General features: G+C 36.2%; 20 protein-coding genes and 1 pseudogene. 15 read left to right on the plus strand and 6 right to left on the minus strand.

The window, feature by feature from the left end; all coding sequences use genetic code 11:
• Positions 1 to 5: 5 nt before the first annotated feature.
• The 6 genes from glgD (at position 6) to AC1DIV_RS07225 (ending at position 5,791) form a co-directional block, all read left to right on the plus strand.
• Complete coding sequence (gene glgD, locus AC1DIV_RS07200) at positions 6 to 1,112, plus strand: glucose-1-phosphate adenylyltransferase subunit GlgD (protein WP_202315895.1); 1,107 nt, start codon at positions 6 to 8, stop codon at positions 1,110 to 1,112.
• A 16-nt stretch (positions 1,113 to 1,128) separates the two neighbouring features.
• Positions 1,129 to 2,565 carry a glycogen synthase GlgA gene (gene glgA / locus AC1DIV_RS07205; protein WP_340876539.1) on the plus strand — a complete coding sequence of 479 codons (1,437 nt, stop codon included), beginning with the start codon at positions 1,129 to 1,131 and terminating at the stop codon, positions 2,563 to 2,565.
• A gap of 126 nt (positions 2,566 to 2,691) precedes the next feature.
• A complete protein-coding gene (cls, locus tag AC1DIV_RS07210; protein ID WP_340876538.1) occupies positions 2,692 to 4,197 on the plus strand; it encodes a cardiolipin synthase in 1,506 nt (501 codons plus the stop codon).
• Positions 4,198 to 4,272: 75 nt separating this feature from the next.
• Positions 4,273 to 5,028, plus strand: coding sequence for an exodeoxyribonuclease III (locus AC1DIV_RS07215; protein WP_340876537.1), 756 nt, complete (start codon positions 4,273 to 4,275; stop codon positions 5,026 to 5,028).
• A 63-nt stretch (positions 5,029 to 5,091) separates the two neighbouring features.
• Entirely contained in the window at positions 5,092 to 5,496 is a 405-nt protein-coding gene (locus tag AC1DIV_RS07220) for a hypothetical protein (protein WP_034306917.1), read from the plus strand.
• 16 nt (positions 5,497 to 5,512) lie between these two features.
• On the plus strand, positions 5,513 to 5,791 hold the full coding sequence (locus AC1DIV_RS07225; RefSeq protein ID WP_340876536.1) for an HNH endonuclease: 279 nt from the start codon (positions 5,513 to 5,515) through the stop codon (positions 5,789 to 5,791).
• A 43-nt stretch (positions 5,792 to 5,834) separates the two neighbouring features.
• Here AC1DIV_RS07225 and AC1DIV_RS07230 read toward each other — a convergent pair whose 3' ends face one another.
• Complete coding sequence (locus AC1DIV_RS07230; protein ID WP_477576079.1) at positions 5,835 to 6,356, minus strand: DUF2179 domain-containing protein; 522 nt, start codon at positions 6,354 to 6,356, stop codon at positions 5,835 to 5,837.
• A gap of 242 nt (positions 6,357 to 6,598) precedes the next feature.
• Between AC1DIV_RS07230 and AC1DIV_RS07235 the strand changes: the two genes are divergently transcribed.
• The 3 genes from AC1DIV_RS07235 (at position 6,599) to AC1DIV_RS07245 (ending at position 8,317) form a co-directional block, all read left to right on the plus strand.
• Complete coding sequence (locus tag AC1DIV_RS07235) at positions 6,599 to 6,943, plus strand: avidin-fold protein (protein ID WP_477576081.1); 345 nt, start codon at positions 6,599 to 6,601, stop codon at positions 6,941 to 6,943.
• Between the two features lie 27 nt (positions 6,944 to 6,970).
• Positions 6,971 to 7,540, plus strand: a complete 570-nt coding sequence (locus tag AC1DIV_RS07240; protein ID WP_063594975.1) for a histidine phosphatase family protein — start codon at positions 6,971 to 6,973, stop codon at positions 7,538 to 7,540.
• A 69-nt stretch (positions 7,541 to 7,609) separates the two neighbouring features.
• The gene (locus AC1DIV_RS07245) at positions 7,610 to 8,317 is read left to right on the plus strand and encodes an NAD(P)H-binding protein (RefSeq protein WP_340876535.1); all 708 of its coding nucleotides are present in this window, start codon (positions 7,610 to 7,612) and stop codon (positions 8,315 to 8,317) included.
• A gap of 272 nt (positions 8,318 to 8,589) precedes the next feature.
• Here AC1DIV_RS07245 and AC1DIV_RS07250 read toward each other — a convergent pair.
• Positions 8,590 to 8,958 (minus strand): annotated as a pseudogene (locus AC1DIV_RS07250) (DUF4180 domain-containing protein).
• Positions 8,959 to 9,459: 501 nt separating this feature from the next.
• On the opposite strand from AC1DIV_RS07250, the gene AC1DIV_RS07255 reads away from it, so the two are divergent.
• From AC1DIV_RS07255 to AC1DIV_RS07275, 5 genes are all read left to right on the plus strand, one after another.
• Positions 9,460 to 9,876: a BlaI/MecI/CopY family transcriptional regulator gene (locus AC1DIV_RS07255; protein WP_048680873.1), complete on the plus strand. Its 417-nt coding sequence runs from the start codon at positions 9,460 to 9,462 to the stop codon at positions 9,874 to 9,876.
• A complete protein-coding gene (locus tag AC1DIV_RS07260) occupies positions 9,876 to 10,727 on the plus strand; it encodes a M56 family metallopeptidase (protein WP_340876534.1) in 852 nt (283 codons plus the stop codon). The genes AC1DIV_RS07255 and AC1DIV_RS07260 overlap by 1 nt, the downstream gene beginning before the upstream one ends.
• A gap of 72 nt (positions 10,728 to 10,799) precedes the next feature.
• Complete coding sequence (locus tag AC1DIV_RS07265; protein WP_477576082.1) at positions 10,800 to 11,228, plus strand: DoxX family protein; 429 nt, start codon at positions 10,800 to 10,802, stop codon at positions 11,226 to 11,228.
• Positions 11,229 to 11,611: 383 nt separating this feature from the next.
• Positions 11,612 to 12,037, plus strand: coding sequence for a VOC family protein (locus AC1DIV_RS07270; protein ID WP_057277574.1), 426 nt, complete (start codon positions 11,612 to 11,614; stop codon positions 12,035 to 12,037).
• Positions 12,038 to 12,551: 514 nt separating this feature from the next.
• The gene (locus AC1DIV_RS07275; RefSeq protein ID WP_477576084.1) at positions 12,552 to 13,331 is read left to right on the plus strand and encodes a hypothetical protein; all 780 of its coding nucleotides are present in this window, start codon (positions 12,552 to 12,554) and stop codon (positions 13,329 to 13,331) included.
• Positions 13,332 to 13,564: 233 nt separating this feature from the next.
• On the opposite strand, the gene AC1DIV_RS07280 is transcribed toward AC1DIV_RS07275, so the two are convergent.
• Positions 13,565 to 14,218 carry a 2OG-Fe(II) oxygenase gene (locus AC1DIV_RS07280; protein WP_048680894.1) on the minus strand — a complete coding sequence of 218 codons (654 nt, stop codon included), beginning with the start codon at positions 14,216 to 14,218 and terminating at the stop codon, positions 13,565 to 13,567.
• Positions 14,219 to 14,731: 513 nt separating this feature from the next.
• Between AC1DIV_RS07280 and AC1DIV_RS07285 the strand changes: the two genes are divergently transcribed.
• Complete coding sequence (locus AC1DIV_RS07285) at positions 14,732 to 15,301, plus strand: kinase (protein WP_477576086.1); 570 nt, start codon at positions 14,732 to 14,734, stop codon at positions 15,299 to 15,301.
• 62 nt (positions 15,302 to 15,363) lie between these two features.
• Here the strand turns inward: AC1DIV_RS07285 and AC1DIV_RS07290 are convergent, their stop codons facing one another.
• The 3 genes from AC1DIV_RS07290 to AC1DIV_RS07300 form a co-directional block, all read right to left on the minus strand.
• Positions 15,364 to 16,152, minus strand: coding sequence for a HipA family kinase (locus tag AC1DIV_RS07290; protein ID WP_134781740.1), 789 nt, complete (start codon positions 16,150 to 16,152; stop codon positions 15,364 to 15,366).
• Positions 16,153 to 16,798: 646 nt separating this feature from the next.
• Positions 16,799 to 17,887: a glycosyltransferase gene (locus AC1DIV_RS07295; protein WP_477576087.1), complete on the minus strand. Its 1,089-nt coding sequence runs from the start codon at positions 17,885 to 17,887 to the stop codon at positions 16,799 to 16,801.
• Positions 17,887 to 18,360 (minus strand): NUDIX hydrolase, encoded by a 474-nt coding sequence (locus AC1DIV_RS07300; RefSeq protein ID WP_063593631.1) that lies wholly within the window; start codon positions 18,358 to 18,360, stop codon positions 17,887 to 17,889. The genes AC1DIV_RS07295 and AC1DIV_RS07300 overlap by 1 nt, the downstream gene beginning before the upstream one ends.
• Positions 18,361 to 18,687 lie beyond the last annotated feature (327 nt).

Here is an 18,687-nt window from a genome sequence, read left to right on the forward strand (position 1 = left end):
ATGCTATGGAAAATGTGTTGGGTATTATTAACTTAATCAATGAAAGACAACATTTAAAAGATCTGACTGCTCACCGTAATGTAGCATCTGTGCCATTTGGTGGACGCTACCGTTTGATTGACTTTACAATGTCGAATCTCATTAATGCAGATGTATCAAAAGTAGCCGTTTTTCCAAAAGAAAAGTATCTTTCAGTTATGGATCATCTTGGCTCAGGTAAAGAATGGAACTTGGATCGGCGTTCAGGAGGCTTATACATCTTGCCCCCTATCCATCCGGATGAAACGGTAACAGGCGATATGAAGCAATTTTATGATCATCTCAGCTTTTTCGAACGTGCAGAGGCAGATACTGTCATCATTTCCCCAGGAAGCCATGTATGCAAATTGGATTTTAATGAAGTGCTTGATTATCACAAAAAACATAAAGCGGATATCACGGTGGTATATAAGGATTATGTAGGGGAATTGATTGAAAAACCAATTTATCACACCTGCTCGGTAGATTCGGATGAAGACATAACTGATATTAGCTTTTATACCATCCCTAGACCTGGTGACCATGTTTGTCTGGAAACCTTTATCATAAGTAAAACGCTATTGGTGAACTTGATCAAAAGCTGTGTTGCCAGTGGGGAATATGACTTTTTGAAAGACGCTGTGAAAGCAAATCTTCATCGTTTTACCGTCAAAGGTTATAACTTTACTGGTGATATGCCATTCATCCATTCTATTGAAAGCTTTCATGCCAGTAATATGAATTTCCTGAACCCTTCGGTAATCCGTTCTTTCTTCGGGGATACTTGGGATGTTTATACGAAAATCAAACATGAGGCACCGACCAAATATTCAAGTTCTTCGAAGGTTACCAATTCATTGATAGCCAACGGTTGTGATATTGAAGGGATTGTCGAAAACAGTATACTCTTCCGTGGTGTAAAGGTGAAAAAGGGTGCTATAGTAAGAAATAGCATCATCATGCAAAAAGGCGTGATTGAAGAAGGAGCCATCGTTGAAAATATCATAACTGATAAAGAAGTGAGAGTTACTAGTGAAAAATCAGTTATTGGTTTAAAACAGCCTACAGTAATAAAAAAAGCGGAAGTAATTTAATAGAGGAGGTGCGGCAATGAATGTTGTATTTGCTGCTTCAGAATGCGCCCCTTTTATAAAAACGGGAGGGCTCGGAGACGTTATAGGCGCGCTCCCGAAAGCGCTGAAAAAACAGGGAGTCCATGTAAGTGTAATCCTACCTAAATACGCGGATCTTCCTAACCAATTCAAACAGGAATTGGAACATATTACGAGTATTGAAGTTCCTGTTGGTTGGCGCCAGCAATTTTGTGGCATCGAAAAACTTGTTGCTAACGGAATTACATATTATTTTCTGGATAATGAATATTATTTCAAAAGGCATGGTAGTTATGGTTTCTTCGATGATGGCGAAAGGTTCGCCTTCTTTTCCCGTGCAATTTTAGAGGCTTTACCCTATTTAGAAGAAAAACCGGATGTTATACACTGCCATGATTGGCAAACGGGCCTTGTCAGCGTTTTGAAGAAAGCCCATTATCATAATCACCCATTCTATCAGGATATTAAAACGATATTTACGATACATAATTTACGGTATCAAGGAGTTTATCCTAAAGCTGTATTAGCTGAATTACTCGATTTGAGTGAGTTATATTTTAATATCGATGGTCTTGAATTTCATGGGAATGTAAGTTATTTGAAAGCGGGCCTTGCTTTTTCTAACATAGTCACAACTGTAAGCCCAAGTTATGCGGAAGAAATTCAGATACCTTATTTCGGGGAAAATCTGGATGGGTTTTTACGTAAGAGAAATGGTGAGCTTAAAGGGATTATCAATGGAATCGATTATGAGGAATATAATCCTGCAGCAGATGAACATCTTGCTGTTCCATTCGATTCTTATGAGGGTAAGATGGAGAATAAACGTCAGCTACAGGAATCGCTGGGTCTTCCTGTCAATGATGACGTACCGGTTTTATCAATGGTAACTAGGCTTGTTGATCAAAAAGGAATAGATCTTGTTCTCCATGTTTTTCATGAAATGATGAACCAAGGAGTTCAATTCATTCTTTTAGGTACGGGTGAAGACCAATATGAATCGGCATTTCGTCATTTAGCTGACCAATATCCAAATCAGGTTTCAGTCCATACATATTTTGATGAGGGGCTGGCAAGAAGGATATATGCAGGTTCGGATTTATTCCTGATGCCATCACAATTCGAACCATGTGGTATCGGCCAACTCTTGGCACTGCGTTATGGTACACTGCCTTTAGTGAGGGAAACTGGCGGACTTCGTGATACGGTCATACCATATAACCAATTTACTGGTGAAGGCAATGGCTTCAGTTTTACGAATTATAATGCACACGATATGCTCCATACAATTGAGCAATCTGTTGGTCTGTACAAATTCCAGCCGAAAAGATGGAGGAAAATGGCCGAAAATGCAATGAAGTTAGACTTCAGTTGGACATCATCGTCATTAAAGTATATGGAGCTGTATGAAAGTTTGATTCCTGTCATGAAGTGATAACTGGATAGGTAATACACAAAGCACTTGCGAACATTGTTTTCGTAAGTGTTTTGTTTCTTTTACCATCAAATATGGGTATATGATATTTATATATAAAATATTGCTGTGTAGGAGAATGAAAAGATGAAAAGAAGAAGGATGGAAATTGTATTTTTATTTATATTAATTGCTTCAGTTTATATGATCCTGTTCACTCAAGTTAGCTTCGACGTGAAGCTATTTTTTATTGGATTATATATTTTGGTCATGTTTATCACCCTATTTTCACTCATGCTCGAAAATAGATTTGCCCACGAGACACTTTTATGGATGTATGTGCTTTTGTTTTTCCCGGTATTTGGATATGTGTTTTATCTATTCTCAGGTCAGCTCTATTTAAAGGGGTATTTATTCCGAAGTAAAAGGAAAAAAGATCGAGAAGAATGGAAGAGTCTTGTTACACGGGTATCCTCTCCAGATTTATCGTTCTTGAATGATCATCAGCAATCATTCGCAGCTTTTGCCAAAAATGCATCTGAGACCACCATTAGTACATCATCGAAAACGGAAGTATTGAAAAATGGCAACGAAACGTTTACAGAAATCATAAGACAGTTAAAAAAAGCTGAGAAATTCATCCATATTGAATACTATATTTTTCGTTCCGACAGGCTTGGTACTGAAATTATAGATATCCTTATTGAAAAAGCAAAAAATGGTGTGGAGGTTTTATTCATTTTTGATGCGGCAGGAAGCTTAAGCCTATCAAATAATGAAGTTAAACGGATGAAAAATGCAGGGATTAAAGCCTATCCATTTTCGCCATTGAAACACGGTTTTTTCAATCAAAAATTTAATTTTAGAAATCACCGTAAAATCATAATCATAGATGGGGAAGTTGGCTTTGTAGGAGGTTTAAACGTAGGAGAGGAATACTTAGGCCGAAATAAAAGCATTGGTTTTTGGAGAGATACACATATGGTCCTTAAAGGTGAAGCGGTATATATGCTTCATACCGTTTTCCTTTTGGATTGGGAATATGTCAGCGGTGAAGATGTATTGCAAGGACGTCCAGAATTCAAGAATAAAGTGGTACAAGGGGATGGAGCTGTCCAGGTGGTAGCAAGCGGACCTGATACACAACAGGGGATCATGAGTGATTTTTACTATTCACTCATCACGAACGCCACAAAATCAATCTGGATTGCAAGTCCATACTTCGTACCAAATCAAGCGATTAAAGCAGCAATTAAACATGCCGCAATTAAGGGGATACAAGTCAGGGTTATGGTTCCGGCAGTAAATGATGGGTTTTTAACCCAATATGGCAGTCGCTCCTATTTCGGTGAGCTGCTTCAATTCGGCGTAGAGGTATACTCGTACAAAAAAGGTTTTCTACATCAGAAACTTATTATCGTAGATGGTGATATGGCATCCATAGGAACGGCAAATATGGATATGAGGAGTTTCCATCTGAATTTTGAAGTGAATGTCTTTCTTATGGGCAGCCGTACCATTGAAGATCTCATCACTCATTACAAAGAGGATATGATGGATAGTGACAAACTAGATCCTATCGTGTATAACAATCGTGGTTTACTGGAACGTTCAAAAGAATCATTTGCCAGATTGTTTTCGAATGTACTCTAATGGGAAAAAAAGCAGATAAATAGTATAGTTGAAATGTAAAGAAATTAATTGGCCATAAGGAGAATTTAAGAGATTATGAAATTGGTTTCCTGGAATGTAAATGGAATTAGAGCTTGTGTTAAAAAAGGATTTTTAGATTACTTTAAAGATGTGGATGCAGATATTTTCTGCCTTCAAGAAACTAAGCTTCAAGAAGGTCAGATTTCACTTGAGTTGGAAGGATACCATCAATATTGGAATTATGCACTGAAAAAAGGATATTCAGGTACAGCCATTTTCACGAAGGAAAAACCGCTTTCAGTGAAATATGGTGTAGGAGAGCTGGATGAGGAGCCGGAAGGCAGGATCATAACATTGGAATTCGAGAGTTTTTATATGGTGAATGTTTATACCCCCAATGCAAAAAGGGATTTATCAAGATTGAATTACCGTCTCGAATGGGAAGATGAGATGATAAAATATCTTAAGGAACTGGACTTGGTGAAGCCGGTTATCTTTTGTGGCGACCTCAATGTCGCACACCAGGAAATCGACTTGAAAAACCCAAAACCCAATATAGGGAATTCCGGTTTTACAAATGAAGAACGTGGAAAGATGGCTGAATTACTTGATTCAGGGTTTATCGATACATTTCGTCATTTTTATCCAGACCAGGAAGGCTCTTATACTTGGTGGTCATATATGGCAAAAGTCAGGGAGCGGAATATTGGGTGGAGAATCGATTATTTCATTGTTTCAAAACGTCTGGCGGAATCTTTAATAGATGCAAACATTCACTGCGATGTCATGGGCAGCGATCATTGCCCGGTCGTTTTGGAAACAAACCTCTAAATGGAATAAATTCGGTTAAATGGGGATACTAATGGTTATCCATATTCAACAGGAGGTTTGATTATGAACACATTTATCGTGGGCTTTCATCAAGAAGATAATGTAGACAGCATGCAAGTGCAAAAATTGACGTCGGCTGAGTTTGAAAAAGCAACATCACGCGGATTTCGCAGGTTATTTGAACTGGATACAAATATCGGTTATTTCGTATTTTTTGATGCTGAAGATGATGAGGGTGATTTATCCCATCTAGTTTTACAGTATGAAGAAGATAATCAGGATCCAAGTGATTGTTACTCCTTTACTAAAAATGATTTTTATGAGTTCATGGCACTTTATTTACAAGGGATGGATGAAGTGGAAGTGGAGGATGAAGAAGATGATGACAATGAAGAGTACGGACCAATTCATCATCTTGCCCATTTGATGTTTCATATTGTTGAAGAAGGAAAATCCGTAAAGCCATAATTGGCCGAGTAATGTAATGATAGGTACTTGTGAGCTTTGTGACAGGGATGAGATAGAACTGACCATCCATCATTTAACACCTAGAGAATTTGGCGGAAGCCATTTACCAATAGCCTATCTCTGTAAATCTTGCCACAAACAGATTCACGCACTGTATTCAAACCGAGAACTGGCCATCCGACTAAATACCGTGCTTTTGTTAAAAGATGATGAAGGATTAAAAAAATATTTAAAGTGGATTAAAAAACAACCGGTAACGAGGGCAGTGAGAATAAGAAAATCAAAAACGAAATAAAGCAAAAGCCCATCTTAATAAGATGGGCTTTTGTTTTTCATTTTCAGCTTGCTTTACTTTTCAACCGATCCAATAAAAATCCACCTTTAAAATAACGTGGTTCATATGAAATGATGAAAGCCTTAGGTTCAAACTTTTCAACGGTTGCTATCAATTCTTGTTCCCGATTGCGTTTGGTCAAGATTTCCATCCGATAACGGTTGCTATCCCTGCCCTCGCCCGTATAAAGAGTTACACCAAATCCGTTGTTCCTCAATGTATCTACCAAATGTTCATTTTTGGTTTGAGTATTAACGGTTACATTAATAAAACCGATGGCAAGTTTTTGCTCAATTTTCGTACCAAAAATTATTCCGATTCCAAAACCGACTGCATATACAACCATGGCGAGTATGCTTTGGTCACCGCCAAATACGAGGGATAATCCAAAAACGTATATTAACATTTCTGCGATACCCAGTATCGAGGCGAGTATGGTAATATTTTTTACTAAGAAAATGGTTCGCAATGTGTAAATCGGAACATAAATAAGTTGTAATAGTAGAATCAGAAGTATTTCTTTCACTTGAGCACCTCACCAAAATCTTCCAGTTTGATTAGACGTTTCAAATTGGGGATTGTTCATTCCATAAGTAACATCTTCCCTAATATAACCACATCATAATAGGGGAATTCAATGGGGAATATTATGTATTTTTTGTGTCATTTCCATGGACACAGAATTAAAAATCCCCTAAGATTTTTCAATATTCTTTTTTTAATTAATTTGGTATCATTATCCTTATTAATTCATATGGGGGAATGATGATGTTTAATTATGATGGTCGGATATTCAAAGCTAAAATCAATTCTGAAAATGGAGAAGTGTCAGGAGACACTACCTTCCACTATTCACAAGACGGCTCAATTCTTTCAGCAAGTTATCAGGGGGGAGAGATTGTTAAAGGGACTTTAATAGGGCTGGTCAATCTGGATGGAACTTTGGAATTCAGGTATAATCATATCAATGAAAAAGGGGAAATTAGAGGAGGCAGCTGCCTTTCCACCCCTGAAATGCTGCCTGATGGAAGGTTACGCTTGCATGAAAAATGGAAATGGTCAGATCTCGAACGGACTGAAGGACATTCCATCATTGAAGAAGTGAGAAAATAACAATCTACTTAGAGGGGTTTGAGGACAATTACTACTATTTGTTTAGTGCGGCATGGTCAAACAGATTGGAATGCACTAGGAAAACTGCAAGGGCAGACTGATATTCCTTTAAATGAACTTGGAAAGATACAGGCACGGCAATGTGGTGAATTTTTGTCAAAAGATGATTGGGATGTAATTATTACAAGCCCCCTGAAGAGGGCAAGGGAGACGGCGGATATCATTTCGCACTATATTGAAGTCCCGGTTATTGAAAAAATGGAATTCATTGAAAAGAATTTTGGAGTCGCTGAAGGAATGACTGCAGCGGAAAGGAAGTCTGCATTCAGGGATAAAGATTATCCTGGTCAGGAAAATCAGGAATCTCTACGAAACAGGCTGATGAATGGGCTCCAGGAAATTCAGAAGGAGTATCCTGAGAAGAAAGTTATACTTGTTGCACATGGAGCCGTCATTCATTTTATTTTACGCTTGATGTCAAATGAGTCAATCGTATCCAACGAAATGCGCTTGTTCAATGCATGTTTGAGTACGATTAGATTTGAAGTTGATTCTTGGATAATTGATGATTTCAATCAAGTGAATCATTTATCTTAGTCCTATAAAGCTAGGTTAGTTAAAAAGGAAATGGTTGATTGAAAAGCTAATTATAGAAAGAAGGAAATCATGACTAATAAGAAGGCATTGATTTTAGGCGCTACAGGTATGGTAGGCACCCAGTTGGTTAAAGAGCTAGGCAAAAGCAAAATCTATAGTGAAATCCATTTGCTGACAAGAAGGGCACTGAAACTCCCCTATCCCAAATGCATAGGACATGTTGTGGATTTCGATAATTTATGTAAGTATGCCGATTTGTTCAAAGTCACCGATGTGTTCATTTGTTTGGGTACAACGATCAAAAAGGCTAAATCGAAGGAAGCATTTCGTAAAGTGGATTATGACTATGTAATTGAAGCAGCTAGATTGGCAAAGACATCCAATGTTGAAAAAATACTCGTCATAACGGCCATGGGTGCCAATTCCAAATCAAAGTTCTTCTACAGCCGTGTTAAAGGTGATGTGGAAGGTACACTACAACATCTGGCATTGAATACTGTACATATTTTCCGTCCTTCCTTACTTCTTGGAGAACGAAAGGAATTCAGGGCAGGTGAAAAGATTTCTGGGCTGCTAAGTACTTTTGCAAAATTTGTCTTTGTAGGCCCTTTACGTCCATATCGTGCAATAGAAGCAAACAAAGTAGCTGCTGCAATGTACGTTGCGGCCCAAACGACGGCAAAAGGATATCATTTTTATGATTCTGCTGAAATAGAGGAACTTGCACAAAGAGTTACGATTAATAGTGATCATCAGGATAAAATAGTAAAAAAATAGATACAAGTTTCCTGTAAAAATGAAGGTTTGGGAAGACCATGCCGACGATATACTGAAAACGAGCCCCAATAGGCCCGTTTTTAAATTCCTAGACAAATTTTGATCCCCCTTAAAAGAAAAAAGGAAGTGGAGTGTAATAAAGGTGGAGAACCAGAAGGTCTTGGTAATAAGCAATGCCAAAAGGTTTTTAGTTGTTTCTATAGCTGAGTTAGCTCAATAAGAAAACCGAGTATAAAGATCCAGGTCTTTTTTAGAAATTTTTCTGGTAATGTTTATAGTGCTTTAGACAAGTTATCGATCGCTTCTTGTTCTGATGGGACAAAATAAACATTGTTACCTTTATTACACTCATAAATGAAATCTTTCAGTGGCTTACTGGTATAAGATTAAAAATCCCCTATGATTGCAAATTTAATATGGTAGTTGGCAAATTTTTGAAGGGTCTCTCCTGCAAGTTTTGTACAAAGCTTAAAAAAATCTTCTAAAATTGCTTCTTTGTTTAGTGCTATTCGACTGCTCCCGGTTTTGTTACTAATCGTCATAATAATATCCAATGCACTTTGCTCATCTGTTAGTACGATTGAATCCGTATTAGCTGTTGCAATGATATGTCCATTCGCTTCTGTCATTTTTATAATCATCTTCACTCCTCCATTCAAATTTAAGTATATATTTCTTATCATTTAAATAAAGACTGCTTCAGCAGCCTTTATTCATCTAACTATAACTGACATTTAGCTTAAATACCCCAGCTGTGCTGCTCCATAACTTGGCCCTATAATTGAATCAATAGTACTGTGTGTTCCTTTTAGCTGGTTATCTAAATAATGAAGCCCTAGATAAAATTGACTTCCTTTTTTATAAAGCATTTATAAATTTGAGGAAATGGAGGACAAAGGATTACTATTAATTATAAAAACTTGCCTGTAAAAGGCTCGTTTTAGACTGTAGTCAAACTCGAAGAAAAGCCAGTTTACCTACATTTTTTTATTTATAAACGTTTCAGTTGATTGGAACGGAAGGTAGGAGACTCCTGAGGTGAAAGCGAGTATCTGGAGTGGAAATCAACGTTCAAATCTTCCGGATGAAACTTGATTGTAACAGTGATTTCCACTACAATTTGTAGTGGGAGGTGGAAAAGGATGAATATTAAAAATTTTAAATATGATGAAGTTGGACTGAATCGTTTCTTTGGTCCATTGGAAGCAAATATCATGGAATATTTATGGGATAAAGATGAACAAAGCATTAAAGCGGTTCAACAATCATTGGAACTTGACAAACCTATCAATTTCAACACAGTAATGACCGTAATGAATCGTTTAGTCGAAAAAGGCATTCTTGAAAAGAGGTCTGAAGGAAGGCTTTCATTATTTCGCCCGGTGCAGTCCAAAGAGGAGTTTTTTGAAGAGCAGTCAAAGAAACTGACTGAGAACTTGCTGGATGAATTTGGTGGAGCGGTCATAAGCCATATGCTGGATGCCATGAAAGACGCTGACCAAGGTTTAATTGAAAAATTGGAACAAAAAATTCAATCGTTAAAAAAGGATAAATTATAATGTGGAAGAGAAAGTCTTATTTTGTGATAAGCCTGAGTCTTTTAATTGCCTGTGTGGTATGGTGCCAAATGGGAGCTTTTTTAGTACACATCTTTTTTGGCGTGAATATTAAAGCTAATTTCTTTAAATTTTGTTTTAGTTTATTCAAGGAAGATTCAGTATACTACTTTGTGGTCGTCACACTGCTCAGTATTATAATATCCTATAGCATATTGAGCACCTTATTCAAAATTGCAGAGCAATATTTCTTATCCAGAAGGTTTAAACAAAAACTTTTTCTTTCAAAAAACGATGATATGACAAGGAATGTAAATGAAACATTCAATCGGGTCAACAATGATATCTTAGTTGTGAACGCTGAACAGCCTCTTGCGTTTACGCTTGGTTTCAGGCGGCCTTTCATTGTGTTCAGTACTGGTTTAATTCGATTACTGGACTTCGATGAACTAGAAGCGGTAGTGGAGCATGAGGCCTGTCACCAAAAGAAATATGATCCACTGGTCATCTTTATTTTACAGTTGATTTCAAATGCATTATGGTTTGTCCCATTGACAAAATGGTGTCATAAAAATTACAAAATAATAAGTGAATTATCAGCCGACGAAAATGCGGTTCATAAAATGGGGACTGAATTAGGAATAAGTACCGCTTTATTGAAGTTAATTAAACATGGGTGCACTGATAAATCCTCTCCTATCCTTGTTCATTTCTCGAATGAATCAGTTAACTATAGACTTCAGCAATTAATTGATCCCCATAAAACAATTCCTTTAAGGGCTGAAACTACCACGATTTTTGTTTCCATTTATGTTTTGGTTATCCTTATAGGAATGACTATAGTGATTGTCTGATGACTTTCACTTGATTTCTTTACCACTTTACACTACACTTTGTAGTGTTAAATAAAAAAAAGGAGATGTGTCATGAATAAACAAGAAATCGGTACCTTTTTATTAAGAGTTATGTTGGGAATTTCATTTTTCTTGCATGGTTTGTCAAAATTCAAAGGTGGATTGGAAAATACTTCAGGGTGGTTTCAAAGTATAGGCATTCCGGGATTCATGGCCTATGTAGTCGGTATGATTGAATTAGTTGGAGGAATTGCTTTAATAATAGGTCTTGGAACAAGAATAATTTCTGCCCTCCTTGTATTCATCATGGCTGGTGCAATTGTTTATGTAAAATTCCCAGCAGGTTTTATGGGGAATGGGGAAACCTCAGGGTATGAACTGGATCTCGTTCTTATGATTATTGCCCTTCACCTAGTATTGAATGGAAGCCGCTTCCTATCTATAGACTCTAAGTTACCAAAACTAAAAAAAACACAGGATTCAGAAATGATAGCAAGTTAATAAGATTAAACGACATTACAAAAATTCCAACACTTTATAAGCATTCTTGAGGCATGATACCGGTAATCTACTAGGGTCATGCCTTTTTCATTTCACCTAATCTTATTTGAAATGTTTTGAAAAACAGGAATAAAAGAAGTTTTCCATAACTGCCATAACGTGACATACTTTGTCTATACATCAGTAACCTTGGAATTTTCAATTCAACATTTAGAAAATTTGATAGTTTTCTGTAAATTTCCGTTGACGAACGCATGTTCCGTGTTATAAAATTCAATCATGGGTAATAATGGTATAGTGATTATTGCCATTGACAGTTCAAAAGCAAGCTTGGAAATTTCCAAGCTTAGTAAAAAAATCAAACCAAAAGGAGTTTTCTAATTATGACCATGCGATTATCTCCATATTTAATGATGAACGGAAATGCGAAGGAAGCGATTCAATTTTACGAAAAAGCATTGGATGCAAAAGTCCTCTTTAATCAAACTTTTGGAGAAATGCCAGAAAATCCTGAATTTCCTCTGCCAGAAGAAGCAAAGGATCTTGTGGCACACGCAATGTTAAAGGTTGGGGAAACGGACTTCATGTTTTCGGATACGTTTCCAGGTCAAACCAGTCAATCTGGAGATCAAGTCACGATCTGCATTTCAATTAACGAAATTGAAAAATCAAAACGAATCTTTGAAACTTTGTCGCAAGGTGGAGAAGTGAAAATGCCTCTGCAGGAAGCTTTTTTCAGCCCTGCTTATGGGATTGTAACAGACAAATTCGGTGTAACCTTTCAAATTTATACAGAGGGTGAAAAATGATTTGTTAAATAATAACAGCTGTTTTGGTGAATAGTTGTAGCTGTAATGTGTGAATAAATAAATCCCGATTTCTCATTAATATCACTGAGAGATCGGGATTTTTAAGTATGACTCTTATCTCTTTTCATAGGGCATCAAAAGATCCCGGAAGCATATAAGATAACAGCACGTTTATAGATTAAGTAGGCGTCCATTCTCACTGTCACTGGATTCTAGATTCAATCTGAATGTATATATATTGCTCGGAACTCCACCAATGATATCATGAATACGCAGTTACGATATTTTTTCTGGTTCCACAATTTTACTCTGATACATTATCGTTATCTCCCTGTGATATTCGTCATATATTCTTCATCTATTTGTTCTTTGTTTAGAATATGCCTATGCTATTATATAAAACATTGAAATACAAATTAGGCTCCTTCTTTGTAAAAATTTTTCCTTTTAATAAGGTACTATCATATCATTCGAAGTACGATTCATTGCGTAATAAGGGGAAAGGGGGAACAATGTGAACACAGATCAAGCTTTCGACCTGCTAAAGGATGCAGGAGTAACAGAAAGCAATAGTATACAAACTGTTAGACGCTGGCTTCGTGAAGGTAAGATTAAATATGAGGGAGGCAACGGGAATAGGAAAACCGGATACATAATGGATGACACAGATCAAGCATTTGAAATGTTAAAAGATGCAGGAGTAACAGAAAGTAATAGTGTACAGACTGTCAGGCGCTGGATTGGCGAAGGGAAGATTAAATACGCCGGGAACGGAAAAAGGAACACCGGATACATAAGCGATGACACAGCTTCAAAGCTGGCTATAAATGATAGTATAAATCAAAATAAGGACGAAATCATACACCGATTAAAATTAAAAATACAAGCTCAAGAAAAGCATATAGAAGGTATCGAAGAGCTTCATGAGACAGCAAAAAGAATATTGATTCAGCAAAGGGATATGTTCAAAAAGGAAGTTGCCATACTAAAGAATGAGAAAAGTGAATTACAAAATGAATCAAAGGATTTATTAAAAGAAAATATTGAATTACGTAATGAATTGATAAAATTAAAAGAAAAAATCAGAAACAATTACATGATTGACTCCACTATTCAATCAAATGATTATAGTGAAAAATTAGGGCTTTCTAAAATGGCGAGCGATAAAGAAGTATTGGCAGAATATAAAGGGTTACTAAAAATAACTCATCCAGACCATAATGGCAACGCGAAGGTATTTCATTACATTAAGACTGATTACGATAATTTTAGAAAGAGCAACAAAGGTAAATGAATAGTGAATGCATGCAAAGGTATTTTTACATCAAACCTAAAGAAAAACCTAGGGTAAAAGCGTAATTTGAAACGTCGGAAATAGTATGATGGGACGAAACAGTGCCAATTTAGACTATTGATCATTATTTTTTGTTTGGCGATTTTAAAATAGGAGATTTTTAAATGAACGAATAGGTGCCTTTGTTCATTAGGCACCTAAAATTGAGGCTTTTAAATTCTATCGTTTACACATCATGAGCGGCTACTCTGTCTCCTCATCCATTGTGTTGCAACCCATTTTTCCCCAGTGATAACGGGCGCCCCACCGTGTAAAGTTAGTTCGTTTAGGTTTTTATCGTTGTAAAAATATTCGAAATACACAGCCATTCCCTTTCGCGGGGATACTGAAAAATTCAATTTAGGAAAAAAAGTTTCCCCTCCATGCTCCACATCATTTAAGTACAAGATGATTGTGCTAATTCTATTATTTTTTGCTGCAATACTTGAAGATGTAAAAAAATCAAAATGAGCTTTATACTCTTGTCCAGGAGTGTATTTAAGAATTTGAATACCCTCTCCATGTTCAACGGGTATATTCATGATTGTTGATATCCTTTTTTCAATTTTGGTAAGGATGTCATATTCATTTTCTTGAAAAAACATACTGCTGCTTGTTCTTATCTCATTTACTTCGTGCGTAACTCCAATTTTGGAACGATTCATTTTGTCTTTTGACAATTCAATAAGTCCGTCACATTCTTCGTCACTCAAAACATTTTCTAAAACTACAATTAGAGGTTCTTCTAATCTAGCAACTACATTGATTTCTCTGTCTTCCGTTTTGATTTTATTTCCAATATGATTAAAAATCGTTTGTTCTTTACTTGTTTTATTATCCACTGTCAACTTTCATCGACTCCCAAAAGAATGAATTTTCAGAACAAAAAGTTTGGATTATTCTGTAAGCGTTTTCCCATGTTAATTATACCATGAACATTGTTATGTATCTGTTACTTATTTCCGTCGACAAGTAAAAATTACTGGATGAACTGGCGCTTGACTATAGCAAACTTTAATCTTTTACATAAAATATAGGAAGCTCACAATATGAACAAGTCTCTTTGCATGGATTTTCATGTGTGTATTTTCACTAAAATCCTTACGTGAATTTTTCCTTCTGTTCAAATAAGAGTAAAAATGATGCTTGCTTGTTCACATTTTGTGAAAGGTATATCATTCCTCTTTTATTATAGAAGGGTTTATATAAGCTATTCTCTTAACCCTATAATCAAAGCCGTTTTCTTTCAGAATGTGCACAATGACAAGGGGACGGAGGATTCATCACCAAGAGTCTTAGAGAAAAAGAGACAAAGGATAAAAAGTAATAGTACGATAGGGAATGTTAAGGAGTGATTGAAAGTGGAGGACTTTAAATCTATCTGTGTTACTGAAGGAATTAAAAAAGTGGATGTGATAAAAAATCCGACGTCGTTTCCACTGATCGGAAAGGGGGCGCAAGGGGCCGTTTTTAAAATTTCTTCAGATAAATGTGTGAAAATTTGTGCAAAACCAGAATTTGCGGCTAAAGAGGGAAATGTATTAAAAATTGGACAGGAGTCTCCCGCTATTCCACGGCTTTATGAGGTGGGGCATAACTATATTATTATGGAATATCTTGAAGGGCCAACTTTATTTCAATATTTAGAATCTGGGGGGATTCTATCCGAAAAATTGATGAGGCAAATTCTTTTTGTTTTAAAAGAAATGAAGCGATTAAAGTTTACCAGATTGGATGCCGATTTGCGCCACATTATTGTAACTAAGGAAGATGAATTAAAAGTAATAGATCATTATAGCTCCTTTACACGGATTCGAAACAAGCCAGAGTTGATATTCAAAGGTCTAAAAAAGTTAGGTTTATTACCAATGTTCTTGGAAGAGTTAAAAGAAATGGATCCCGAATCCTATATAGAATGGAAAAATTTATAAATAAAAAAAGTAACTCCTTTAAAGCAAATAAGAGTTACTTTTTTCTATGGAAAAAACCAGCGTTATTTGGGATTGCTATGATGCTGGATGATACGTTCAACGATTTCAGGCAATTTATTTTTCTGTTCTAAAAGAAACTTGTAGAGAGCATCTCTATCCTTCGTTTTCACATTCCACTCTTTAGGGATGGATTCGATTACTTGATAGATCGATTTGTTCGGCAATTTCACAATTTTTTCTATAAACGATGTAAGCTCTTTGTGATCATCGAGAAGAGAGAAGGCCCACTTATAAAAAGGCCAATGGTAATTATATACTGGTGTTTCACTTAGCGTTTGAGCAGACCATTGGTAGCGTCCTGGAAAAACTCTGCCATGATCAATCATATGGACATAATAGCCGCCATCGCTGAGATTTTCCAAAATGACATTCATCGTACCTCGATCAGAGTTATTCACCCATTGGTCGAATACCGTTATACCGGCAAGCATATCCCGGTTTTTAACATCCGTCTTTGTGGGAGGATTTTCTCTAACATTCTCGAAAACGGTACTGTTTTTAATAAATACACAGCCATATTGGTATCCAGAACTATAGTTGTGTTTAGTGGATTGTAATTCAGGCGTCTTCTTGATGAAATCTTCCGGTATATATACAAGATCAAATGGGATAACGGGAAGTGAAAGGAGCTCTGCCAACTTTCCGATCAGGTATTCATTGACCACTTCCTTTTCTCTGCCTTTCTTAGTATCGAACCACTTCACGACATATTCTTTACCATCGCTGAAAAGAATGACATGTGCGGTTCCGCCCCTTAATGTTTGTACATATCGAACTGGATATTTTGTCATATCACTTTGTCTCCTTTAAAAATATTTGTCTAGCTCTTTTTCATTTTCACCTTATCTTTTTTTATTAACATTATTGCTTCTGTATTGATTGATGAAATTCGTTAAAAGTTTCGGTAAATGACTTTTCTTTTCTAAAAAGAAATTTGTACAGCGCTTCACTTTCTTCCTTTGGGAAGGAATATAAATGATGTTAAATCCCTTCATTTAGCATAGAGAAGGCAAATGGATAAGTTTCTTGGTAACTGATACAGTACCTGAGAACTCATTTTTGCATACTACGATATCACCCGAATTCTGGGATCAATCATATAGACAAAATTGGCGCCTTCACTAAGTTCTAGTAAAATACTATTTTCGATAAATAAACACGAATAGTGGATCTGAACACTAAATTTGTATTTTTGGAATGTAATGGGAGTGTTTTTATGATTTCGTCTTGGGTATAAATTAGTCCGACGGGGACAAAAGGAAGGAACATTGCTAATTTATTGCACACATACTCAATTACTACTATTATTGGTTCTTTTATTTCCAGTGCCATTCATTTATTTACAAACTTTTTACCATCGCTAAAAAGAATGACATGTACCTTTCCACAAATTAATGATTTTAAGAGCTCAACAGGTTATTTTGGACTGACCCATGGTTAATTAATTTCGTTGTTTTTTTCTATTAAGCTGTATAGCCTTTGTTGTTCGATGATTTGTTTATTCAAATCGAAATTTTCATCAATTACCTGTCTTGCACTTCTGGTATATCTCTTCCATACTCTTGGATGACTCAGGAAATATTTTAGACCTTGAGCCAATTTTAAATCATCTTTCTCAGGAACAAGGTAACCTGTTTTTTTATGCTCAATCAATTCCGGAATCCCACCGTGAAAGGTGGAGATGACTGGTAAACCACTTGCCATGGCTTCTTTTAATGCATTTGGAACCCCTTCTACATCGCCATCTTCACCTGTTTCACTGGCAAGGCAAAAAAGGTGGGAATCTCTTAATTCGTTAGAAATTTGGTTTGAATCCATTGGTCCTCTAAGAAAAACGCGTTCGTTTAATTGATTTTCATCAATGAAAATTCTTAACTTCTCTTCATCTTTACCTGTCCCAATGATGTGCAGTGTCGTTCTTGGGTATTCCTGATGAATCCGTTGAAAAGCCTTCAAAAGTGTAAGGAATCCCTTTTTCTCGACAAGTCTGGCTACGGACAAGATTCGGATTTCTCCTTCATTAGGTAGGGAACGTTGGACAAATGGATATAAATCTAAATCCAGCCCCCCATATAGTACATGTATTTTATCTTCTTTAAATCCTAATTTTTTTAATTCATCTGCAAGAAAGTGGCAAACTGGAAAACAAGCAGCTCCATGTTTTACTAAATTTTGATATCGGAGGACATTTTTGCGAAATCTCTTATATGTTTGAGTGGAAGAATCACGTCCTCGAAAATGTACTACCAAAGGAATATCATACTCTGTAGCTGCTGGTAATATATCGATGGAATGTTTCCCCTGATGAGCGTGAATCGCGACGACATTTTGCTCCTTAAAGAAGGCTCCAAGGTCTTGAATGTCGTTCAAATTATAATAGTGTTCAAACTGATATTGAACATTGTCGCAATTTGGGTAAGGTCCTATAACAATAGGACGATATTGATCCAGCATAATGATCTGATTGTACATAAATCCTTGATTGATTTTTATAGGTTCTCTAATATAAAAAGCGATTGTCTTCACTATTTCAATCCCTTTCTTCTCTCTAAAATCAAATTTTCGATAAAACTTTGAAATATTTGTCGATCTCGTTCAGAAAGATCTTTCGGAAAAGCGGACCACTTAAAAAATTGTACTTTTTGTATTTCTATATCATCTGGTTTTAAATCTCCGCTGAGTATTTCTTCAGTAACGTAAGCAATGTTGACTGAAAAGTATTGATCACCATTAGGCAGCTTCGTAAAATAGTCCTTCCCTGAAAAAACGCCAATTAATTGAAGGTTGCCGATGTTAATTCCTGTTTCCTCCAAAATTTCACGTCTGCATGCCTCTTCCGCAGATTCTCCTAATTCGATGAAGCCGCCCGGCAATTTCCACATCTTTTCGGATTGTACCATCAGAAAACGGCTGTTCTGATCGATAACCAAAACGGTGACCCCAGTAAGTATCAAAGCTCTGGTTCCAACGAGAGCACGTAAATCTTCAATGTATCCCATCTCAAGTCTCCTTTCTGATCTTTTCTGGTTAATCCACTTTTATAGTAAATGCAAAATGGAAAAGATTCGAAACGGACAAGCACATATATTTGTTTGTTTTTTGTAAAGTTCTTAAATGTATGTGTATGAGCATAAGACACTGAAGAAATGCTAGGAAAAGCTTTCCTTAAGAGAATTAAGCATCAATTGCTAATATCTCGTACTTAAGAACTCAGTAAAAGAAGGTATGACTTAATTTTGTGAAAAAGTGTTATTACCCTAAAGCAATTATTAGATGATTACATAGTATAGATATTATGGTTATTAATAAGCAGAAAAGTGGTGGTA

It is taken from the genome of Peribacillus sp. 05N428 (assembly GCF_056397085.1).